Annotated in this window: 2 protein-coding genes and 1 pseudogene; all 3 read left to right on the top strand. The window is 38.4% G+C overall.

Going from position 1 to position 8,132, the window contains the following annotated elements; translation table 11 throughout:
* Window positions 1-206, top strand: a 206-nt coding sequence (locus tag ACFIMW_RS08485) for an autotransporter outer membrane beta-barrel domain-containing protein (RefSeq protein ID WP_375608776.1), incomplete at its 5' end; no start/stop codon positions are given.
* A gap of 637 nt (window positions 207-843) precedes the next feature.
* Entirely contained in the window at window positions 844-5,883 is a 5,040-nt protein-coding gene (locus ACFIMW_RS08480; protein ID WP_375697392.1) for an autotransporter outer membrane beta-barrel domain-containing protein, read from the top strand.
* A gap of 651 nt (window positions 5,884-6,534) precedes the next feature.
* Window positions 6,535-8,132, top strand: a pseudogene (locus tag ACFIMW_RS08475) (autotransporter outer membrane beta-barrel domain-containing protein); the annotation flags it as partial.

The following is an 8,132-nucleotide window of genomic DNA, read 5'->3' as shown; positions in this document are numbered from 1 at the left end:
AAACCTTTGGTGATGATGGTACCATCCGGATTGGCAGAGATTTTGACCTTGATCCTATGGGACCTGCAATTGAAGGCAGCGTTGGCATTAATGCGCAACTATCTCACAATTTCTCCCTTCATGGTGATGTAAGCTATCAACAAAAGCTTCAGAAAACTGGTATATCTGGAGCAAATTTTTCAGGAGGAATACGCTATCAGTTTTAAATCAAGACTGTAAAAATAGCGTATTCATTCTATTCAATTTAACAAAAAGGCAGCACATCGTGCTGCCTTTTTATCTCTCCTCTATTCTTCTCTACCAATACACATCGCCAACATTTCTCTTTGAGAAAATTAGTTAAAAAAACTCAAGACAATAAAATATCGCACTTTCAACTAGTAAAAATTTCTCTTGAAAAAAACTAAAAGTCGATTGAAAAATCAATGAACGCTATTTCATCGTAACCGTGTTAAAAGAAAACATGAAAGCTATGGTATTAGCTTTGTTTATGATGTTGAAAGAGATCTCTATCAGGCTCAAGCATACAGTTTTTTGAAATTTTCTTGCCTACTTCTTTTCTTTAAGCATAAGCAACAAGTTTTATGCAAACATAACACATATCTTGAATAGAAAAACTTATAATACTTATATAATATTAACATAATATATTTATTTTAGAACAAAATGAATTAAAATATAATTCATTATATATTAAATATATAATTTATTTTATACTTTACATAAAAATAAAAATCGCCTATCACGTTCCATCTCTAAAATACCCATCCATTTGATATCCTTCTTATAAGCGGGGGAAGAGTGTGTGGCACTTATAATTTACTTATAATTTAGGAAATCTTGATGTGTAAAAAGTCCCTTTTATCCTGCACGGCTGTCATAGCTGTCATGCTATTCAACACCCATCTCAATGTATATGCTGAAACTCTTGAAGTTTCCGGCGAGAAAAAAGAAGTATCTAATACAACGTATGAGATGATTAATGCGAAAGACAACGGAGAAATCACTGGCACACATTTAACTGTGGTTGGGAATAAAGACACAGATATTTATGCTGTAACAGCTGACGGTCTTGGCAGTGCGATTACATTCCTGCAAGACACAGCCATTAAAGGAACTGATTTTGACATTCGTCTTGGTCTTAATGCAAAAGATGGTGCTACAATCAAAATGACTGGAGGCATTATTACGGTTTCTGAAATTGGCGCTTTCTTCGAAAACAGTATGAATGATAAAAACAAGCTGGAAGGTGTAACAATATCAAGCGGTAAAGACGACCACTTCATGGACGAGGGAATAAATGCCGACAACAAAAGCAAAGTTACTTTAGAAAACGTAACGGTTACACAAGCAAACACCAGTATATTTGCAAATGATCATTCTGAAATAACGATATTAGGAGGAGCATTTGATGGAGAACTCAAAGGAATATCCGCTACAGGAGGCAGCGCTATTACTTTAACTTATAGCGAATTAGCCGATAACAAAAAAAGCAGTGTTCAAGTTACATCATCCCATGGTGATGGACTTTATGCAAATGGTGAACAATCTACAATCACAATGACTGGTGGAGCAATAACTGGAAGAAGCACAGCATTACTTGCAGAAAATGGCGGACATATTGACATCTCAGATGTTACTTTAAAAACAGATGGCACCGGAATCGGTGCAATAGCCAATGATGTTAACAGTAAAATTGAATTGCATGGAAATACGGTAATTAATGATGCTGTAATTGGGCTTTATGCAGAAAACAGTGGCACAATCACAATGACAGGAGGAACCATTAAAGCTTTTGAAACTGGCGCATTCTTCAATGAAAGTAAGAGCAAAAAAAACAAGCTAGAAAATGTAACAATTACTTATGCAAACACCAGCATAAGTGATCAAGACAAGCTAGCAAATGCAAAAACATCGGACAATGAATTAGACGCTGGCTGGGAAAGTGAATTAGAAAATGAATTGGAAAATGAAGAGTTTTTATACACAGGAATAACAGCCTTTGCTGGAAGTCAAGTCACTTTAGAAAATGTAACCATTACCCAAGCAGAAACCAGCATATCCGCAGAAGGTCATTCTCAAATAGCGATATTAGGAGGAGAATATAATGGAGAACACGCTGGGCTATACGTTACGGAAGGCAGCATCATTACTTTAGCCAATAGTCAAAAAGGCAGCGTTCAAGTTACATCATCTTATGGCGATGGACTCTATGCAGACGGTTTATTCTCCACAATCACAATGATGGGAGGAATAGTGACTGGGGGGAACAGAGCATTATTGGCAGTGAACGGTGGATATATTAGAGGCGAAAATGTTGTTTTAACAACAACAGATGGTAACGGAAACGGAGCAGCTTCCACAGATCCTTACAGCTTGATTGAATTGTATGGGAAAACAACGATTAATAATGCTTTTATCGGGCTTTATACAGAAAACAGAGGTGTCATCATGATGACGGAAGGAACTGTAACTGGAAAAAGCGCAGCATTATTTGCAAAGAACGGCGGATATATTGATGTCACGGATGTAATACTAACAACAATGGATGGTAACGGATACGGTGCAGCCTCCACTGATCCTAACAGCTTAATTGAATTACATGGGAAAACAACGATTAATAATGCTGTAACTGGCCTTGGCGCAGAAAATAGTGGTACCATCACAATGAAGGGAGGAACTGTAACTGGGACAAGCGCAGCATTGCTTGCAAAAAGTGGTGGACATATTAAGGTTGCAGATATCACTCTAACAACAATAGGCAACGGATACGGTGCAGCTACCACCGATCCTGATAGCTTGATCGAATTGCAAAGCAAAACAACAATTAATAATGCTTTCATCGGGCTTAATGCAGAAAATAGTGGTACCATCACAATGACGGGAGGAACTGTAACTGCTGCAAACATGGCAGTGCTTGCAAAAAGCGGTGGGCATATTAAGGTTACAGATGTTGCTCTAACAACAAATGGTAACTATGGCGCAGCTACCACCGATCTTGATAGCTTGATCGAATTGCAAGGCAAAACAACAATTAATAATGCTTTCATTGGACTTAATGCAGAAAATAGTGGTGCCATCACAATGACGGGAGGAACTGTAACCGCTGTAAACATGGCAGTGCTTGCAAAAAGTGGTGGACATATTAAGGTCGCAGATGTTGCTCTAACAACGATGTATGGCAACGGATACGGTGCAGCTACCACCGATCCTGATAGCTTGATCGAATTGCAAGGCAAAACAACAATTAATAATGCTTTCATCGGGCTTAATGCAGAAAATAGTGGGGCAATCACAATGACGGGAGGAACTGTAACTGCTGCAAACATGGCAGTGCTTGCAAAAAGCGGGGGGCATATTAAGGTTACAGATGTTGCTCTAACAACAACAAATGGTAACTATGGCGCAGCTACCACCGATCCTGATAGCTTGATCGAATTGCATGGCAAAACAACAATTAATAATGCTTTCATCGGGCTTAATGCAGAAAATAGTGGGGCAATCACAATGAAGGGAGGAACTGTAACCGCTGTAAACATGGCATTGCTTGCAAAAAGCGGGGGGCATATTAAGGTTACAGATGTTGCTCTAACAACAACAAATGGTAACTATGGCGCAGCTACCACCGATCCTAACAGCTTGATTGAATTGTATGGGAAGACAACTATTGATAATGCTGTAACCGGACTTGATGCAGAAAATAGTGGCACAATCATAATGACTGGGGGAACAGTAACTGCGAAAACCATGGCATTGTTCGCAATGAATGGTGGACATATTAAGGTCACAGACGTTGCTCTAACAACGATGGATGGTAACGGATACGGTGCAGCTACCAGCAATCCTAACAGCTTAATTGAATTGTATGGAAATACAGCGATTAGCAATACTTTCATCGGGCTTTATGCAGAAAACGGTGGCACGATTAAAATGAATGGAGGGACCGTAGCAGCAAAAGGATCAGCATTTGTTGTAAAAAATAGCGGATATATTGATGTAACAAATGTTTCTGCAACAGCAGAAAACAGTGGCATAACATTTGATAAATCCGAGGACGATAACACCTTAGAAATCAACTTGACAAATACAAAGATTCGCACTGAAAATAGTATTGGAATTAATGCAGACCAATCAATCGGTATAGCCAATCTCAAAAATTCAGAAATCAGTGCCGATATTTTATTAGCGGCAAAAGATTCAACTAAAGAAAATAACTTTGCTTTTACACTAAATGCTAATAACTCGGTATTAAAGGGAAGAACAAAAATTGCAGAAAACAGAACTGTACGCTTTGATTTGGCAAACAAGACAACATGGATATTGAAAACCAGTACAAAAGAAACCGATGATGATGGAAAACTGCTTGCTATTGCTCAAAGGTCACGTTCTGATATTTCTGTGCTCAATCTCAATGATAGTTCTATTGTTTTCAATGGACTGGTAGAAGATCATTATCATACATTGCATGTAGGATCTGGAATACCAACCACTCTAGCAGTCTATAATGCCTCTGGTGAGGCAGAAATTCATTTCAACGCTATATGGAGTGATGGTGTTGCAATAGATGCACAAAAAACCGATAGGCTTCTCATTCACGGTGATGTAGCAGGCACCACAACAGTTTACGTCAAAAGTTCTTCAGGGGATAAAGAGAGTGTAGAAAATGCTTCTGCTCCTTCCAATATAGGTGGACTTTCACTTATTCAAGTTTCTGGAGAAGCAAAAGAAGACTCCTTTAAATTGAAAAATGGCTATACCACCATAGGAGGAACTCCTTATAAATATACGCTGACTGCCTATGGACCAGTATCAAGTTATGGCAAGGCCAATGCTAACCAAAACTTATTCGATGAAAAGGATAAAGATTTCTGGGATTTTCGCTTGCAGTCTGAATTTCTTAACCCCGATTCAAAAGTAAGAGCAGTTGTACCACAAATGGCAAGCTATTTGGTTATGCCAAATGCTTTCTTTTATACTGGATTGGCCGATATGGCCAAGCAAAATGCACTTTTAGCCAATATGAGAACAACAGTCTTGGGAGAGCAGAAAAATCTAAAAAACAGTTTCTTCCTCTCTACCTATGGGGGTAAAGGAACCTTATCCTCGAAACGTGGTCCCCTTAAATATGGTTATGGTGCTGATGTCCGTTATGCTGCTCTCCAAGCCGGTGTCACATTAGCGGTATTAGAAGGACAAAATACCACGACACATTTCGGTCTTGTAGGCACCTATGGGCGGCTATCTTTCACTCCAAAGGATATGGACGATGTCAGTGAGAACACATTGGATAAATGGTCACTAACAGCTTATGGCAGCGTGCAGCATGACAATGGTTTCTATATGGATACACTGTTATCCTATGGAATTCTAAAAGGAGATATCGGCAATGCTCTCATTGGCAAAACCGCAAAGTTGAAAAATGCCAAAATGTTGAGTATCTCTACCACTGTTGGCAAAGAGTTTGCAACCGGAATGGAAGGTTTAACATTTGAGCCACAAGCACAAGTTGCCTATCAACATTTGATATTTAATACCATTGAAGATGCTGATAATTTTACCGTTGATATGAAAAATCCTTCTCAATGGTTGATCCGTGTTGGTGGACGTTTAACCAAAACCATTATGACTGCTGAAAATGGTCCTGCCCTTTCCTTCTATGGAAAAGTAAACTTGATCAAAACCTTTGGTGATAATGGAAAAGTACAAATTAGCAAGAATTTTTACCTTGATCCCATGGGAACAGCAATTGAGGGAGGAATTGGTATCAATGCGCGACTATCTCACAACTTCTCTCTTTACGGTGATGTAAGCTATCGACAAAAGCTTCAGAAAACTGGTATAAGTGGTGCAAGCTTTTCAGGTGGCATACGCTATCAGTTTTAAATCAAGGCTGTAAAAATAGCCTATTCATTCTATTCAATTTAACAAAAAGGGCAGCCACAATATGCTGCCTTTTTTGTACATTAAAGCCATCTTTTTTCCTTTTAAAGCACCCTTCCCTCTTTATACTTAATTCTTTACGAAAATCACCAAGACAAGACACAACAAACGCAACAGAGCACTTCCACCCCCAGTGGATGAAAAGTACTTCCTACTTTGAGAAAAAGAGAAGTCTATTAGAAATAAATTAATACCACTGTGTTGAAAAATGAAAATCCACTTTAAGCCCAAGTAGATTAGCTTTTTTATAAGCTTCTTCTACATCCTTTTTTGTTCCCTCATAACCCCAATTTGGGTCATATAATAATCCCTACCATCACGTAAAAGATGTCATGGTACCACTATATCAGTATCTCACAATATTTCTCTGAATAATAATATTCAAAATTATAATTCTTTAAATAAAATCAGTTATAAATACATTTTGTATTAGACATAATTAATATCAATTATTTTTTAATTTTGACAAAAAACCAAAAATATCTTACCAAATAAAGACAATTACTGAAATTAATAACAACTATCCATTTTCACTTCTTCTTATGAAGTTCGCGGGGAAATGAATATTTGGGGGCTCTCATAAGGAGAATACTGGTGTATAAAACATCCCTTTTATCATGCACGGCTGTAGCCGCTATTATCCTATTTAACATCCAGTTCAGTGCACATGCTGAAACCCTCGTAGTTTCTGAGGGAAAACAACAAGAAGTATCCGATAAAACCTACGAAACTATTCACGCAAAAGGCGGTGGCAAAATCATTGGAAAACATTTAACCATTGTTACGAATAAAGATATAAACCAGGGCACAAACGAAACCGTCTATGCTGTAACAGCAGAAGGTGCTGACAGTGCGATTGAGTTACTGGATGGCACAACCATTAAAGGCACTGGTTCTGATATTTTCTTAGGCCTTGAAGCCAAAGACGGTGCGACACTTCAAATGACTAAAGGAACAATTACATATTCTGGAATGGCGTCCTCCTCATCTGGCATTTTATCTAGCACTGGTGCTTCCTTTTCTGACAGTAAGAGTAAAAAAAACAAGCTGGAAGACGTGGTAATATCGAGTGAAAACGATAACAGTTCACTATCCTTAGGAATAAGTGCTAAAAACAGCACAGTAACCTTGAACAATGTAACCGTAACTCAAGCACTAACAGGCATATTTGCAGATGATCACTCAACAATAACAGTGTCTGGAGGATCATTTCTTGCAAAAAATACAGCAATATCTGCTCAAAATGGCAGCATCATTACTTTAAACAACAATGTTACAGTCGCATCATCTAATGGTACTGGACTCCATGCAGATGGTATAGAATCCAAGATCACAATGAAAGGAGGGGCTGTCATAGGAGGAAGTTTGAATGGACATGAAGGCGCATTACTTACAGAAAATGGTGGACGTATTGAAATTACGGATGTTACTCTAACAACAGATGGCAAAGGAGCCGGTGCACTTGCACTTGGTTCTGATAGTATAGTTGAATTAAAAGGCAATACAAAGATTAATAATGTTTTGAACGGTCTTGGAGCATTTGATGGTGGTAAAGTCACCAGCGAAGATTTAACACTCATCGGTTCTGGAGCAAAAGAAGAAAGCACTGGTGTAGGAGTTAACCTGCCTAATAGCAAGATTGAACTAAATGGAAAAATAACCATTGAAAAATTCACCCATGGGCTTGAGGCACGAAATGGTGGACAGATTGATGTCACGGATGTAGCTTTAACAACGAATGACGCGGGAACCGGTGCACTTGCACTTGGTCCCGATAGCAGAATTGAATTGCATGGAACGGCAACGATTAATAATATTTTGAAGGGTCTTAGAGCAATAAATGGTGGCAAAATTACCAGCGAAAATTTAACAGTAGTCGGTGGTAAAGCAATTAATGAAAATCTCAGCAAAATAAGCACTGGTGTACGGACAGAGGATTCTGGTAGTGAAATTCAGTTAACCGGCAAAACAACCATTCAAAATGTCGATGAAGGTTTTTATGCAGACGGTGGAAGTAAAATCATTAGCGGAGATTTAACAATAACCGGTAGTGAATCCGAAGAACCAACCGTTGGTGTAAACATTTGGGATCCCGATAGTATAGTTGAATTCAATGGCAAAACAACCATTCAAAATGTTGATGTTGGTCTTTTTGTCATTGAAGGTAGCACAATTAAAACGAGCAATAGCGC

This window comes from Bartonella sp. AC329YNZD (assembly GCF_042196685.1).
Taxonomy (GTDB): Bacteria; Pseudomonadota; Alphaproteobacteria; order Rhizobiales; family Rhizobiaceae; genus Bartonella.
This window is presented reverse-complemented; position numbering and strand designations above follow the sequence as displayed.

Bases quoted from the DNA above. Each gene is read 5' to 3' on its own strand.
- ACFIMW_RS08480 (WP_375697392.1), top strand. From the start codon at position 844: ATGTGTAAAAAGTCCCTTTTATCCTGCACGGCTGTCATAGCTGTCATG.